General features: G+C 61.4%; 2 protein-coding genes. One reads left to right on the plus strand and one right to left on the minus strand.

Going from position 1 to position 16208, the window contains the following annotated elements:
• Positions 1 to 35: 35 nt before the first annotated feature.
• Positions 36 to 1388, minus strand: coding sequence for a TolC family outer membrane protein (locus tag KW837_RS28100; protein ID WP_008074875.1), 1353 nt, complete (start codon positions 1386 to 1388; stop codon positions 36 to 38).
• 359 nt (positions 1389 to 1747) lie between these two features.
• Here KW837_RS28100 and KW837_RS28105 point away from each other — a divergent pair, with 359 nt between their 5' ends.
• Entirely contained in the window at positions 1748 to 16183 is a 14436-nt protein-coding gene (locus KW837_RS28105; RefSeq protein WP_218399318.1) for a retention module-containing protein, read from the plus strand.
• Positions 16184 to 16208 lie beyond the last annotated feature (25 nt).

A 16208-nucleotide genomic window follows, 5' to 3' on the forward strand; every position in this document is an offset into this window, starting at 1 on the left:
GACACTCTTGGCTAACGATTAAAATGAGGCAGGACTCAATTCATCCCGGGCAACTGAACCTTGGGCTTCACGTCGTTTTGCACAACGGATGCCAACGGTGCGACTACGCCCTGACTTTTGAGCAATTCGCCCATGGTCGCCTTGATTCGGTACTGAGTAAATAACTGAATGTTCTTGATCTCGGCCAGCCGACGGGAAGCGCTGAACAGCTCGTTTTCACTGTCGAGCAGGTCGAGCAAAGTGCGTTCGCCGAGGCTGAACTGCTTCTGGTACGCGCTACGCACGCTGGTGCTGCGATCGACATATTGCTGGGCGATCGGCACTTGGGCGTTAGCGTTGTTCAAGGCATTCCAGGCCAGACCCAGTTCTTCGTTCAACACACGCAGGGCATTGTTGCGAATATCCAGCGCCTGGTTCGACAGGTAGGACTTGGATTCCAGATCAGCCTTGTTGCTGCCACCGGCGAACAAATTGAAGCGCATTCGCAGCATGGCCTGCCATTCGTTGCTGTGACCGTTCTGACCGTCAATATCGTTGTCGGCGCTGCGACCCAATTCGGCATCGAAGCGCGGATAGAAGCTCGACTTGGCGGCTTCGTACTGTTTCTCGGCGGCAGCGATATCGGATTCGGCGGAGCGCAGGATCGGGCTATTTTCCAGCATCTGCGCCCGGGCTTCATTCAGGTTGGCCGGCAACAGCGCCATGAAATCGGCGGGCCGCTCCAGTTGATCGGGCATCTGGCCGACGGCGCTGAGGAAGTTGGTTTCGGCATCGGCCAGGTTGGTCTGTTCAGTGATCAGGTTGTTGCGGGCCTGGGCCATGCGCGCGTCAGCCTGATCAAGGTCGGCGCCGCTGCCCACGCCGCGCTGGGTGCGCAACTTGATCTGGTCGAGAATCCGTTCGTGGTTCTTCAGATTGTCTTCAGCCAGGCGCACGAATTCGCGGCGAGTCAATACATCGAGATAGACCTGAGCGACGGTCAGCCCGGTACGTTCCGACGTGCCCAGCAAGGAATAAGCGCGGGAATTAACGGTGGCTTGTTGACGCCCCACTTCGCTGGACGTCGCAAAACCGTCAAATACCATCTGTGACAGACGTAAACTTGACTCGCTACGGTTCAACGTTTCCCAGTGGTTATTGTTGCCAGCGGCGCGAGTGGTGACGCTGTCAGTGCCTTCGCGACCGTAACCACCGAGCAGATCGACCCGTGGCAGGTATCCACCTTTGGCGGCCTTTAACTGATAATCCGCGGCCAATCGGCTGTTAACCCCTGCCTGAATTTCCGGATGAACATCCAGCGCCTGTTGCATGGCCTGCGGGAGGCTTTGCGCCTGAACAAAGCTGGCGGCAAGGGCGAAGGGTAGAACCTTGAACAGGTGCAAACGCATAGTTGGAATTTCCCGGGACTTCTTGTCTTGAATCACTGCAGAACGTGGCGCTGCATCGGATGATGGCAACCGGAATGACCGTATGTCGGAAAGTTCAAAATCGGAACTGGATCACACGCTGCAGGACAGGTCGCCGCTTAAATATCAATGTGACATTACTAGGACGATTGTTTAGGATGGCTCCCCTAAGGTCAATAGTTTGGCATAAAGTTAATTTCGAAAAAATATAGCCAAATTATTGACTATTGCCGCGTCAAAGTTATGCATCAAACATCTTAGAAAGTACGTCCAGCCCCGATCGGCGAACATGCCGAGCGGTTCATGGAGGTCAACTGAACGTGACACCCGGAGAGTCTTCAATGAGCAGTGTTGTTGCCATCGTCAAAAGCATTGTTGGTCAGGTTTTCGCGGTGTCGCCAGAAGGCGTCCGCCGCGTACTCGTTGAAGGCGACCGGTTGTTGGTCGGCGATCAGGTAGACACCGGTGCCGCTGGCGCCATTACCCTCGAACTGGCTGATGGCCGCACCCTGGACCTGGGCCGCGACACTCAGTGGAGCGGCAGCGATCCGGATTCCAGCACCGACCTTGCGCAAGCCACTGCACAAGCCGCGCCATCGGTTGACGAATTGCAACAAGCCATCGCCGCCGGCGTCGACCCGACCACTGCTCTTGAAGCCACCGCGGCCGGCCCTGCGGCTGCGAGCGCAGGCGGCGCTGCCGGTGGCGGCCACAGCTTCGTGGCCCTGGAGGCAACCGCTGCCCGGGTCGACCCGACTATCGGCTTCCCGACTGAGGGTCTCGCCACTGCCGCGTTGGCAACACAAGACACCACCGGCGGCCAGACTGCCGACACCAGCGCCAATGCCCTGCGCGAATCGACCCTGAGCCTGAGCGCCACGCCGACCATCACCGAGGCCGGTGGCGTGCTGGTTTACACCGCGACCCTGACCGAAGCGCCGCTGACCGACCTGACCATCACCCTGTCCAATGGCTCGGTGATCGTGATTGCAGCCGGCCAAACCACCGGCACCGTCAACGTTCCGTTGGCACCGAACGACACGGTTTATAACGACTCGACCCAGATCAACGTGACCGTCACCGGCACCACGGGCGGCAGCGGTATCGTGGTCACCCCGCCGACCGTTCCGGCCGTGACTCAGGTCACCGACACCGTCGACACCAGCACCGTCACACTGTCAGCGGGCTCGACCGTCACTGAAGGTGGCCAGATCACCTACACCGCGACATTGACCAACCCGGCGCAAACGCCGGTCACCGTCACCCTGTCCAACGGTTCGACCATCACCATCGCCGCTGGCAACACCACCGGCAGCGTCAACGTTCCGACGCCGGCCAACGACGTCTACAACAATGGCAGTACCGTCAGCACCACGATTACCGGCGCGACTGGCGGCAACTTCGAAAATCTGGTGCCCAATCCAACCCCGGCCGTCATCACCATTACCGATTCCGCCGACACCACCACCGTCACGCTGACGGCGGGTTCGACTGTCACCGAAGGCGGTCAGATCACCTACACCGCGACCCTGACCAACCCGGCGCAGACGCCAGTCACCGTCACCCTGTCCAACGGTTCGACCATCACCATCGAAGCCGGCCAGACCACCGGCAGCGTGAACGTTCCGACGCCGGCCAATGACGTCTACAACAATGGCAGCACCCTCAGCACCACGATCACCGGGACTACCGGTGGCAACTTCGAGAATCTGGTGCCGAACCCGACTCCGGCGGTCACCACCATTACCGATTCGGTCGACGACACTGGCCTGACCCTGTCCGCCACCGGCAGCGTCACTGAAGGCGGCCAGATCACCTACACCGCCACGTTGACCAACCCGGCGCAGACGCCGGTCACGGTGACCCTGTCCAACGGTTCGACCATCACCATCGAAGCCGGTAAAACCACGGGCTCCGTGAACGTCGACACCCCGGCCAATGACGTCTACAACAACGGCAGCACCGTCAGCACCACGATCACGGGCACCAGCGGCGGCAACTTCGAGAACCTGGTACCGAGCACCACGCCGGCAGTCACCACCATCACCGACTCGATCGACAATACCGGCCTGAGCCTCAGTGCCACCGGCACCGTCGTCGAAGGCGGCCAGATCACCTACACCGCGACCCTGACCAACCCGGCCGGCACGCCGATGACCGTGACCTTGAGCAACGGCTCGGTCATTACCATCGAAGCGGGCAAGACCACCGGCAGCGTGACCGTCGATACGCCGGCCAACGACGTCTACACCAACGGCAACACCGTCAGCACTACGATCACCGGCACCACCGGCGGCAATTTCGAGCAACTGACCCCGAGCACGGAGCCGGCGCTCACCACCATTACCGACTCGAAAGACGACACCGGCCTGAGCCTGTCAGCGTCCACCGAAGTGGCCGAAGGTGGTCAGATTCTGTACACCGCGACGTTGACCAACGCCGCCGGGACTCCGGTCACCGTCACATTGAGCAACGGCGCCGTGATCACCATCGCCGCTGGCGCGACCACCGGCAGCGTGAGCGTCGATGCGCCTGCCGATGATGTTTATAAAGATGCCGGCAAGGTCGAAGTGACCATCGCGGACGCCGCCGGTGGCAACTTTGAGAACCTGGTGACGGACCCGGTGGCAGCGGTCACCGAGGTGACTGACACCCTCGACACTTCGACGGTTAATCTGACGGCGACGTCTACTGTCGCTGAAGGCGGGACCGTGGTTTACACCGCGTCCGTCAACGCACCGGTCACCGGTTCGCCAGTGGTTGTCACTCTGTCCAATGGCCAGACCATTACTATTCCGGTTGGATCGAGCAGCGGTTCTGTCAACTTCGTTGCGCCAAACGATGCGCTGGCTGGTGGAAGCTCGCTGAGCGTCAAGATCGACGATGCGAAAGGTGGTAACTACGAGAAGCTGGAGGTTGACGGCAAGTCGGCGGACACCTCGGTGACTGACACTGCGGACACCACCAATCTGTCGCTGACCGCCAGCGGTTCGGTGGATGAAGGCGGCCAGATCACCTACACGGCAACCCTGACCAATGCGGCCGGTACACCCGTGACCGTGACCTTGTCGAACGGCGCCGTGATCACCATTGAAGCGGGAAAAACCACTGGTTCCGTGACTGTCGATGCGCCGAAGGACGACGTCTACAAAGACACCGGCACCGTCGAAGCAACCATCAAAGATGCGACCGGCGGCAATTTCGAGAATTTGGTTGCCAGCAATACACCGGCGGTGACCACCGTCAACGACACCATCGACACCAGCACTGTTTCGCTGAGTGCCACTTCGAGCGTCGCCGAAGGCGGCACCGTGGTTTATACCGCGTCCGTGTCGGCACCGGTCACCGGCTCGCCAGTCGTCGTAACGCTGTCCAACGGCCAGATCATTACCATCCCGGTCGGCTCGAGCAGCGGTTCTGTCGACTTCGTTACGCCAAACGATGCGTTGGCAGGCGGCGGCTCCTTGAGCGTCAAAATCGACGATGCCAAAGGTGGTAACTACGAGAAGCTGGAAGTCGACGGCAAGTCGGCGGACACCTCGATCACTGATACTTCAGACACCACCACCCTCAGCCTGTCGGCGACCGACTCCGTGGCTGAAGGCGGGTCGATTGTTTACACCGCGACCCTGACCAACGCGGCCGGGACTCCGGTCACCGTCACGCTGAGCAACGGCGCGATCATCACCATCGCGGCCGGTGCAACTACCGGTTCCGTGACCGTCGACGCACCAAAGGACGACGTCTACAAGGACGCCGGCCAAGTCGAAGTGACCATCAAGGACGCTGCGGGCGGCAACTTCGAAAGCCTGGCGACCAACCCGGCGGCTGCGGTCACCGAGGTGACCGATACCCTTGATACTTCGACCGTCAACCTCACTGCGACCAGCACTGTGGCTGAAGGCGGCACCGTGGTTTATACCGCGTCTGTCAGCGCACCGGTCACCGGCTCGCCAGTGGTCGTGACCCTGTCCAACGGCCAGATCATCACCATTCCGGTTGGATCGAGCAGCGCCAGCGTGAACTTCACTGCGCCGAACGATGCCCTGGCTGGTGGCGGTTCTCTGAGCGTCAAGATCGACGATGCCAAGGGCGGCAACTACGAGAAACTGGACATCGATGGCAAGTCGGCGGACACCTCGGTCACTGACACTGCGGATACCACCAACCTATCGCTGACCGCGACCGGCACCGTGGATGAAGGCGGCCAGATCACCTACACCGCGACCCTGACCAATGCGGCTGGCACACCAGTAACCGTCACGCTCAGCAACGGTGCCGTAATTACCATCGAAGCGGGTAAAACTACCGGTTCCGTGACTGTCGATGCGCCAAAAGACGACGTCTACAAAGACACCGGCACCGTCGAAGCGACCATCAAAGGCGCGACTGGTGGCAACTTCGAGAACCTGGTCGCCAGCGATACACCGGCGGTGACCACCGTCAACGACACTATCGACACCAGCACCGTTTCGCTGAGTGCCACTTCGACCGTCGCTGAAGGCGGCACCGTGGTTTACACGGCGTCCGTAACCTCACCGGTCACCGGCTCACCAGTGGTCGTCACTCTGTCCAACGGCCAGACCATTACCATTCCGGTTGGATTGAGCAGCGGTTCTGTCGACTTCGTTGCGCCAAATGATGCGCTGGCCGGTGGCGGCTCCTTGAGCGTCAAGATTGACGGCGCAACGGGCGGCAACTACGAGAAGCTGGACGTCGACGGCAAGTCGGCGGATACCTCGGTGACCGACACCGCTGACACCACCAACCTGTCGCTGACCGCGACCGGCACCGTGGATGAAGGTGGCCAGATCACCTACACGGCAACCCTGACCAATGCGGCTGGCACACCAGTAACCGTCACGCTCAGCAACGGCGCGATCATCACCATCGCGGCCGGTGCAACTACCGGTTCCGTGACCATCGATGCACCGAAGGACGACGTCTACAAGGACACCGGCACCGTTGAAGCGACCATCAAAGGCGCGACCGGCGGCAACTTTGAGAACCTGGTCACCAGCGATACGCCTGCGGCGACCACCGTCAATGACACCATCGACACCAGCACCGTTTCGCTGAGTGCCACTTCGAGCGTCGCCGAAGGCGGCACCGTGGTTTATACCGCGTCCGTGTCGGCGCCGGTCACCGGCTCGCCAGTCGTTGTCACCCTGTCCAACGGCCAGACCATCACCATCCCGGTCGGCTCGAGCAGCGGTTCTGTCAACTTCATTGCGCCAAATGATGCGCTGGCTGGCGGCACCTCCCTGAGCGTCAAGATCGACGATGCCAAGGGCGGCAACTACGAGAAACTGGAAGTCGACGGCAAATCAGCCGATACCTCAGTGACCGATACTGCGGACACCACCAACCTGTCGCTGACCGCGACCGGCACCGTGGATGAAGGTGGCCAGATCACCTACACGGCAACCCTGACCAATGCGGCTGGCACACCAGTAACCGTCACGCTCAGCAACGGCGCGATCATCACCATCGCGGCCGGTGCAACTACCGGTTCCGTGACTGTCGATGCGCCGAAGGACGACGTCTACAAGGACACCGGCACCGTCGAAGCAACCATCAAAGATGCGACCGGCGGCAATTTCGAAAACCTGGTCGCCAGCGATACACCGGCGGTGACCACCGTCAATGACACCATCGACACCAGCACCGTTTCGCTGAGTGCCACTTCGAGCGTCGCCGAAGGCGGCACCGTGGTTTATACCGCGTCCGTGTCGGCGCCGGTCACCGGCTCGCCAGTCGTTGTCACCCTGTCCAACGGTCAGATCATCACCATCCCAGTCGGCTCGAGCAGCGGTTCTGTCAACTTCGTTGCACCAAACGATGCGCTGGCCGGCGGCAGCTCCCTGAGCGTCAAGATCGACGATGCCACCGGCGGTAACTACGAGAAGCTGGAAGTCGACGGCAAGTCGGCGGATACCTCGGTGACCGATACTACGGACGCCACCACCCTCAGCTTGAGCGCCACGGATTCGGTCACTGAAGGCGGGTCGATTGTTTACACCGCCACCCTGACCAACACCGCCGGCACGCCGGTCACCGTGACCTTGTCGAACGGAGCGGTGATCACCATTGCCGCTGGCGCGACTACGGGCAGCGTGACTGTCGACGCACCGAAGGACGACGTCTACAAGGACACCGGCACCGTCGAAGCAACCATCAAAGATGCGACCGGCGGCAACTTCGAAAATCTGGCCACCAATCCGGCGCCAGCGGTCACCGATGTGACCGATACCCTCGACACCTCGACTGTGAACCTCACCGCGACCAGCACCGTGGCTGAAGGCGGCACCGTGGTTTACACCGCGTCCGTCAACGCACCGGTCACCGGTTCGCCAGTCGTTGTGACCCTGTCGAACGGCCAGACCATCACCATCCCGGTTGGCTCAAGCAGCGGTTCTATCAACTTCGTTGCGCCAAATGATGCGCTGGCCGGTGGCGGCTCCCTGAGCGTCAAGATCGACGATGCCACCGGCGGTAACTACGAGAAGCTGGAAGTCGACGGCAAGTCGGCGGATACCTCGGTGACCGATACTACGGACGCCACCACCCTCAGCTTGAGCGCCACGGATTCGGTCACTGAAGGCGGGTCGATTGTTTACACCGCCACCCTGACCAACACCGCCGGCACGCCGGTCACCGTGACCTTGTCGAACGGAGCGGTGATCACCATTGCCGCTGGCGCGACTACGGGCAGCGTGACTGTCGATGCACCGAAGGACGATGTCTACAAAGACACCGGCACCGTCGAAGCGACGATCAAAGACGCGACTGGTGGCAACTTCGAGAACCTGGTCGCCAGCGACACCCCGGCGGTGACCACCGTCAATGACACCCTCGACACCAGCACCGTTTCGCTGAGTGCCACTTCGAGCGTCGCCGAAGGCGGCACCGTGGTCTACACCGCGACGGTCAGCGCGCCCGTCACCGGTGCGCCAGTGGTCGTCACCCTGTCCAACGGTCAGATCATCACCATCCCGGTCGGCGAAACCACCGGCAGCGTGAACTTTGTCGCGCCAAACAGCCCCCTTGCGGGTGGCAGCTCCCTGAGCGTCAAGATCGACGACGCCAAGGGTGGCAACTACGAAAAACTGGAAATCGACGGCAAATCGGCGGACACCTCGGTGACCGACACCGCCGACACCACCAACCTGTCGCTGACCGCGACCGGTGCCGTGGATGAAGGTGGCCAGATCACCTACACGGCAACCCTGACCAATGCAGCCGGTACACCGGTGACCGTGACCCTGTCGAACGGTGCAGTGATCACCATCGAAGCGGGCAAAACCACCGGCTCTGTGACTGTCGATGCGCCGAAGGACGATGTCTACAAAGACACCGGCACCGTCGAAGCGACGATCAAAGACGCGACTGGTGGCAACTTCGAGAACCTGGTCGCCAGCGACACCCCGGCGGTGACCACCGTCAATGACACCCTCGACACCAGCACCGTTTCGCTGAGTGCCACTTCGAGCGTCGCCGAAGGCGGCACCGTGGTTTATACCGCGTCCGTGTCGGCTCCAGTGACCGGTTCGCCGGTGGTTGTGACCTTGTCCAACGGCCAGACCATTACCATCCCGGTCGGCTCAAGCAGCGGCTCTGTCAACTTCGTTGCGCCAAATGATACGCTGGCTGGCGGCACCTCCCTGAGCGTCAAGATCGACGACGCCAAGGGCGGCAACTACGAAAAACTGGAAATCGACGGCAAATCGGCGGACACCTCGGTGACCGATACTCCAGAAACCACCACCCTCAGTTTGAGCGCAACCGACTCGGTCGCTGAAGGCGGTTCCATCGTTTACACCGCCACCCTGAACAACGCCGCCGGCACACCAGTGACCGTCACGCTGAGCAACGGCGCGATCATCACCATTGCTGCCGGTGCCACCACCGGTTCTGTAACCGTCGACGCACCGAAGGACGACGTTTACAAAGACGCCGGCCAAGTTGAAGTAACCATCAAGGATGCCGCAGGCGGCAATTTTGAGAACCTGGCGACCAACCCGGCGGCTGCGGTTACCGACGTCACCGATACCCTCGACACTACGACGGTCAACCTGACCGCGACGTCTACCGTTGCCGAAGGCGGTACCGTGGTTTACACCGCTTCGGTCTCTGCTCCGGTGACCGGTTCGCCAGTGGTTGTCACCCTGTCCAACGGCCAGACCATCACCATCCCGGTCGGGTCGAGCAGCGCCAGCGTCAACTTCACCGCACCAAACGATGCCCTGGCTGGCGGCGGCTCCCTGAGCGTCAAGATCGACGATGCCAAGGGCGGCAATTACGAAAAACTGGAAGTCGACGGCAAGTCGGCCGACACCTGGATCACCGATACCTCGGACACCACCAACCTGTCGCTGACCGCGACCGGCACCGTGGATGAAGGCGGCCAGATCACCTACACGGCTACCCTGACCAATGCAGCCGGTACTCCGGTAACCGTGACGCTGAGCAACGGCGCCGTCATCACCATCGAGGCAGGTAAAACCACCGGCTCCGCGACCGTCGACGCACCAAAAGACGATGTCTACAAAGACGCCGGCACTGTCGAAGCGACGATCACAGGTACGACCGGCGGTAATTTTGAGAAGCTGGTCGCCAGCGATACGCCTGCGGTGACCACCGTCAATGACACCATCGATGCCAGCACCGTTTCGCTGAGTGCCACTACGAGTGTCGCTGAAGGCGGCACCGTGGTTTACACCGCGTCCGTCAGCGCACCGGTCACCGGCTCGCCAGTGGTCGTCACTCTGTCCAACGGCCAGACCATCACCATCCCGGTCGGCTCAAGCAGCGGTTCTGTCAACTTCGTTGCGCCAAATGATGCGTTGGCTGGCGGCACCTCCCTGAACGTCAAGATCGACGACGCCAAGGGCGGCAACTACGAAAAACTGGAAATCGACGGCAAATCGGCGGACACCTCGGTTACCGATACTGCGGACACTACAATCCTCAGCCTGAGCGCTACGGATTCGGTCGCTGAAGGCGGTTCCATCGTTTACACCGCCACCCTGACCAACGCCGCCGGTGCACCAGTGACCGTCACGCTGAGCAACGGTGCGATCATCACCATCGCAGCCGGTGCGACTACCGGCTCCGTGACTGTCGACGCACCGAAAGACGACGTCTACAAAGATGCCGGCCAAGTCGAAGTGACCATCAAAGATGCCGCAGGCGGCAACTTTGAAAATCTGATCACCAGCCCCGCGGCTGCAGTCACCGACGTGACCGATACTATCGACACCTCAACCGTGAACCTGACCGCGACGTCTAGCGTCGCCGAAGGCGGCACCGTGGTTTACACCGCATCCGTCTCCGCACCGGTCACCGGCTCGCCAGTGGTCGTCACCCTGTCCAACGGCCAGACCATCACCATTCCGGTCGGCTCAAGCAGCGCCAGCATCAATTTCACCGCACCAAACGACGCCCTGACCGGCGGCACCTCCCTGAGCGTCAAGATCGACGATGCCAAAGGCGGCAACTACGAGAAACTGGAAATCGACGGCAAATCAGCCGACACCTCGGTGACCGACACCGCCGACACCACCAACCTGTCGCTGACCGCGACCGGCACAGTGGATGAAGGCGGCCAGATCACCTACACCGCGACCCTGACCAACGCCGCCGGCACACCCGTGACCGTCACGCTGAGCAATGGCGCCGTCATCACCATCGAAGCGGGTAAAACTACCGGTTCCGTGACCGTCGACGCACCAAAAGACGACGTCTACAAAGACGCCGGCACCGTCGAAGCAACCATCTCCACTGCCACCGGTGGCAACTTCGAAAACCTGGTGCCAAGCACTGCCCCGGCAGTCACCAGCATCACCGACACCCTCGACACCTCGACCGTTACCCTGAATGCCACCGCTTCGGCAACTGAAGGCGGCACCGTCACTTACACCGCGACTGTCGGTGCGCCCGTGACGGGCAGCCCGGTCACCGTGTCCTTGGCCAACGGTCAGACGATCACCATCGAAGTCGGTAAAACCACCGGTACCGTGACCACCGCCGCACCGAACGACGCATTGGCCGGTCATGCTCCGCTGACCAACTCGATCACCAGCGTCAGCGGCGGCAACTACGAGAACCTGGTAGCGGATAAAACGCCGGTCAGCACCACCGTGACCGACACCGTCGACACCACCACCCTCAGCCTGAGCGCGACCAACTCGGTCGCCGAAGGTAGCCAGATCACCTACACCGCGACCCTGACCAACGCCGCCGGCACTCCGGTGACCGTGACGTTGAGCAATGGCGCCGTGATTACCATCGACGCTGGCAAAACCACTGGCACCGTGACTGTCGATGCGCCGAAGGACGACGTCTACAAAGACGCCGGCACCGTCGAAGCAACCATCTCCACTGCCACCGGTGGCAACTTCGAAAACCTGGTGCCAAGCACTGCCCCGGCAGTCACCAGCATCACCGACACCCTCGACACCTCGACCGTTACCCTGAATGCCACCGCTTCGGCAACTGAAGGCGGCACCGTCACTTACACCGCGACTGTCGGTGCGCCCGTGACGGGCAGCCCGGTCACCGTGTCCTTGGCCAACGGTCAGACGATCACCATCGAAGTCGGTAAAACCACCGGTACCGTGACCACCGCCGCACCGAACGACGCATTGGCCGGTCATGCTCCGCTGACCAACTCGATCACCAGCGTCAGCGGCGGCAACTACGAGAACCTGGTAGCGGATAAAACGCCGGTCAGCACCACCGTGACCGACACCGTCGACACCACCACCCTCAGCCTGAGCGCGACCAACTCGGTCGCCGAAGGTAGCCAGATCACCTACACCGCGACCCTGACCAACGCCGCCGGCACTCCGGTGACCGTGACGTTGAGCAATGGCGCCGTGATTACCATCGACGCTGGCAAAACCACTGGCACCGTGACTGTCGATGCGCCGAAGGACGACGTCTACAAAGACGCCGGCACCGTCGAAGCAACCATCACTGGCGCCACCGGCGGCGACTTCGAAAACCTGGTCACCAGCAATACCGCTGCGGCCACGACTGTCACCGACACGATCGACAAAACCGAAGTCAGCATCAGCGGCAGCACCTCGGTCACCGAAGGCCAGACCGCCAGCTACACCGTCAGCCTGACCCACCCGGCACAGACCGAAGTGACCCTGAAAATCGTCTACAGCGGCACCGCCGCCGACGGTTCGGACTTCACCGGCGTGTACACCGTGAAAATCCCGGCGGGCGCCAGCAGCGCAAGCTTCAACGTCGCGACGCTGGACGACAAGCTCACCGAAGGCACCGAGAACTTCGTGGTCAAGATCGACTCGGCCACTGGCGGTAACTTCGAAAACCTCGCGGTCAGTGCTTCCAACGGCAGCGTCAGCACCTCGATCATCGACAACGACGCCGCGCCGGTCCTCGACCTGGACGCCAACAACTCCAGCGGCGCCAATGGGGCCAACTACAACGTGACCTTCACCGAAGGCACTACCGGCCAAGGCGTCTCGATTGGCGACACCGACCTGAAAATCACCGACCCGGACAGCACGATGCTGACCGGCGCGACCATCGTGCTGACCAACCGTCAGCCGGGCGATGCGCTGAACCTGGGCAACAGCGTCAATGGCATCACCATCAACGCCAACAGCCAGGACGGCACGGTCACCCTGACCCTGTCGGGCAACGCGACGCTGGCCGATTACATGCAGCAGATCAAAAACATCAGCTTCACCAACAGCAGTGAAGATCCGAGCACCGTGCCGCGGATCATCACCGTGACGGTGACCGATGGCAGCAACTACTCCAACACCGCGACCACCACCGTCAACGTGGTGGCCGTGAACGACGCGCCGACCGCCGCACCGGTTAACGTCACCGGCACCGAAGACACCCCGCTGATTCTCGGCTGGTCGACCTTCGGCATCAGCGATGTCGACAGCGCAACCGCCAACCTGGGGGTGAAAATCACTCAGCTACCGGGCGAGGGCAAGTTGCAGTACCTGGACGGTGCGACCTGGAAAGACGTTGCGACCAACCAGACCGTCAGCAAGGCCGATATCGACGCCGGCAAGTTGCGCTTCACGCCAGATGCCAACGAATCGGGCATCGATGGTTACGGTGGCAGCGGCGTAGGCAACAACCAGGCGGACTACGCGCAGATCAAGTTCCAGCCAACCGACGGTCAACTGCTGGGCAGCACCGGCACGGTGAAAATCGACATCACACCGGTTGCCGACGCGCCATCCCTGAGCGTCGCGGACAACAGCGTCAAGTCGACCGGCCTGATCAAGGAAGTCTGGACCGGTCTGTCGGGCCTTGGCACCGATGGCAGCGGCGCATCTTCCAGTACGCTGAAATCGGTCATCGACGGCGCGGGTACACCGAACTCCAGTGGCACCGTGACCAATGTGCAGTCCAACGGCAGTGTCACGGCCGGCACCGCCTCGAAAACCTCTGGCCTGATTTACCTTGAAGCCGGCAAGACGTACACCTTCAGCGGTACCGGTGACGACAGTCTGTTGGTGACCATCGGCGGTAAAAACGTGGCCGCAATCACTTGGGGCGCGGGCGGTAACCTGAACGGTTCGTTCATCCCGACCACCAGCGGTTATTACACCCTGGACATCTACCACCACAACCAGAGCGGCCCGGGCAGCTATGACGTCAACCTGTCGGTCAACGGCGGTGCGGCGGTCGACTTGAGCAGTGCCGGCGTGCCGCTGTACACCGGCGTGGCGGATCTGGCCGCTTCTGGCGTGTCGGTGTCCGACCTGCACGGCAGCAATGGCGAAGGCTACTACGACGGCTACAAACTCAACGAAGGCGCCGAAGGCACCAGCGTTCACCTGTCCGCGATCAAAACGGCACTGACCGACACCGACGGCTCTGAAAGCCTGAGCGTGAAGATCAGCGGCATCCCGGCAGGCTCGGTGCTCACCGACGGTGCGGGCCATACCTTCACCGCCAGCGCCACCTCCGGTGAAGCCAACGTCACTGGCTGGAACCTCGGCACGCTGACCGTCACCCCGCCGCCGTACTACAACGGCCAGTTCACCCTGACCGTGACATCGACATCCACCGAAGCCCATGGCGGTTCGGCACCGAGTACCGCGCAGATCCCGGTCACGGTGTACCCGGCGGTATACAACGCCGTCACCGCCACTGCCGCCGATGACACCATCACCGGTACCGACGGCAACGACATCATGGTCGCCGACATCGGCGGGCTGACCGTGGTGCCGGGCACCAACTACAACATCGCCTTCATGGTCGACAGCTCGGGCAGCATGAGCGCTTCTTCGATCAGCGCCGCCAAGGACTCGCTGACCGCGGTATTCAACACCCTCAAGCAAAGCATGGGCGGTAACTCCGGGACGGTGAACATCTTCCTGGCGGACTTCGACAACCAGGTCAACAAGTCGGTGTCGGTGAACCTGAATGACCCGAATGCCCTGACCTTGCTCAAATCCGTGCTGGACTCGATGTCGTCCGGCGGCGGCACCAACTACGAGGACGTGTTCAAGACCACGGCCAACTGGTTCCAGAGTGCCGATGCGATGGCCAACACCGGCGCGAAGAACCTCACGTACTTCATTACCGATGGCAAGCCGACCTACTACCAGGGTGGCGAGCAAACCAACCCGACCCTATTCGGCAACGTGAAGCTCGATGACGTCATCACCACCACCAATTACAAATTGGGGCAGACATATTCCAGCTACCTGGACAACACTCACTACCTGACCATCGACAGTGCCGGCAACGTCACGCTGCAGACTCTGAAGAACTCGGGGCGCTGGAGCAGTTCTGAACTGGGCACTCTCCATGCCGAGGGTAACGGCACGTACGAACTGTCCTATCGCGATGGCACCGGCTACAGCACCGATTCCACTGCCATCGACAACTCCACCAGCAGCTTCACATTGCTGAGCAGCGTGTCGACGGTGGAAGCCATCGGCCTGAACAAGGACGTCACCCTCGGCGACCTCAAGCCGTACGACTCGGATCAAACGCCACAAACCAACATCGACCCGAAAGACCTGGCCAACTCGATCATCGGCCATACCGAAGCGACGATGCCGGGCGCCGATACGGTCAATGGCGGTGACGGCAACGACCTTCTGTTCGGCGATCTGGTGAGCTTCAACGGCGTTGCCGGTGAGGGTTATCAGGCCATGCAGGCGTTCGTGGCCCAACAAACCGGCGTCGATGTCAGCAAAGTCACCACCAGCAACGTGCACCAGTACATCACCGAGCACTACACCGAGTTCGACGTCTCTGGCGCTCACGATGGTAACGACACGCTGCTGGGTGGCGCGGGCAACGACATTCTCTTCGGCCAGGGTGGCAACGACCTACTCGACGGCGGCAAGGGCAATGACATCCTGCTCGGCGGCAGCGGCAATGACTCGTTGATCGGTGGTCAAGGCAACGACATGCTGATTGGCGGTTCGGGTGCCGACACCTTCATCTGGAAGGCTGGCGACACCGGCAGCGACGTGATCAAGGACTTCAAAGCCAGCGAAGGCGACCGCATCGACCTGCGTGATCTGTTGCAGGGCGAAACCGGCAGCACCATTGATAACTTCTTGAAGATCACCACGGTGGAGGGTGTGTCGTCCCTGCAAGTCAGTTCTGGCGGCAAGTTCAACGGCGCCGACGCAGCAGCGGCCGCCCCGGACGTGACGATCAAACTGGAAGGCAACAATTGGTCCAGCGCCAGCATCAACTCGTTGATCGCCGGCAGTGATCCGACCATCAAGGTCGATCACAACAACAGCTGATCAGCAGGCTGACGGCCGCCCAAAC

Source organism: Pseudomonas sp. PDM24, from assembly GCF_019218905.1.
Taxonomy (GTDB): domain Bacteria; phylum Pseudomonadota; class Gammaproteobacteria; order Pseudomonadales; family Pseudomonadaceae; genus Aquipseudomonas.